The 1,397-nt window shown below is 40.6% G+C and carries 1 protein-coding gene; it reads right to left on the bottom strand.

Annotated features, from left to right (window positions below):
* Nucleotides 1-175: 175 nt before the first annotated feature.
* Nucleotides 176-1,324: a hypothetical protein gene (locus tag CWM53_RS22845; RefSeq protein WP_100697259.1), complete on the bottom strand. Its 1,149-nt coding sequence runs from the start codon at nucleotides 1,322-1,324 to the stop codon at nucleotides 176-178.
* Nucleotides 1,325-1,397: the final 73 nt, after the last annotated feature.

Genomic DNA, 1,397 nt, shown 5'->3' with positions numbered 1-1,397 from the left:
ACCAGTCCGAATAACAGGATTGCAAATATCCCTCCCCATAGTGACCACGCCTGTTGGGCGGATACTCCTCTCCTTGCCAACAAATCCTGATTAATGAAAATCAATAAGGCACAAATTCCTGCCAGCCCTATAATAAGAAGAAGATAGCCCCAGAAACCATAGCGCGCAGTATGCATTATTTTTCCTCACGCTCAAAATAGTGGCCTGGTGTAATTAAACAAAGCCACTTTGTTTCAATTTTTTGTGATGTTTGACAAATAACCAACTGTTCTTTGCTCATTTTCCTGGTGGCTTCAGTTAATATCGCCAGAGATAATGGAAAGGCTAACTCACTTCCTGGGCCAAAAGAATGGTCAATCATGTGCAGCGGCTGTCTCCTTGGCAGTTCCCATTCGTATTGGTTAGCATACTGCATAATGTTTTCTATTAGTTCATTATTAATATTAGAAACCCAGATGTGTTGTAACTTGTTTTTATTTAATTGATTGTATTCAACTAGTGTATTTAAATTCGATTTCAGCCCCTCGGGTTCTAATATCATGGTTCGACCTATGCCAGCGATAACGGGGATGGCATGTCGTTTTGCAAATGAATAAGAAGTAATTAACTGACCAGAAACTAATTCACTGTGTTTGCCAGAGGCATCTCCTGACCAGCGTTGTAGGCAAATGACTAAAACCAAACCGTCGAAATTTTCATTATCATAGAATGACTCAATGCATTCAATGGAGTTGACTGTCTCTGGAACCAGATCCCACTGCGAGAGAACCGCTTGCTCTATTGTTTTACACTCTTTGTTTTTAGACTGTAATATATAAATTGTCTGCAAATAGTTGCGATAACCTGGATACTGATGCTCCAGGTTTTGATGGATGTTACTCGTTATTGCAGTGATAGTGTTGCGCAATGGAAAAGAGAGAGGTCTCGCTTTTTGTGGATATGCAGGAATATCCTTAAGTGGTCCCAGTAATGAATCTATTCCTTCGCCATCTGGAGTGTAAATAATATTGCCAACTACTGCTAATTGTTTTTGACTCCATTTCCGCCAGTGTTCTTTTATTTGCTCTTTTTCAGTGTTCCACGCCAGGCAGGAGGCAACGGATTGTTCATATTTATTGATCACAACGCCCATGATGCATAACCAGAGGAGTAATGCTGGTAATATGCCATATATCAATACGTCACCATATGTGACAAGATTAAAGGCAAATAGCCCGCACAGTCCACCTATGGTTAACATGGGAATTAACAATATAATCCAACGTCTGTAATTTGGTTTAGGAAGAGGGCTTCTTTCCGGTACTACGGGTATCATCCATCCCATATTATGACTCTATACTGTTTTCCGATTGGGAGCTTATGACACGGCATCCACATGCGCACTGGCAATTATTCAC

The sequence above is a fragment of the Klebsiella sp. A-Nf5 genome (assembly GCF_002810545.1).
Classification (GTDB): domain Bacteria; phylum Pseudomonadota; class Gammaproteobacteria; order Enterobacterales; family Enterobacteriaceae; genus Klebsiella; species Klebsiella variicola.
The sequence above is the reverse complement of the archived record's forward strand: the minus strand, read 5'-3'. Positions and strand labels throughout refer to the sequence as shown.

Excerpts from the sequence above, each read along its gene's own strand:
- CWM53_RS22845 (WP_100697259.1), bottom strand. The coding sequence starts at position 1,324 with ATGGGATGGATGATACCCGTAGTACCGGAAAGAAGCCCTCTTCCTAAA.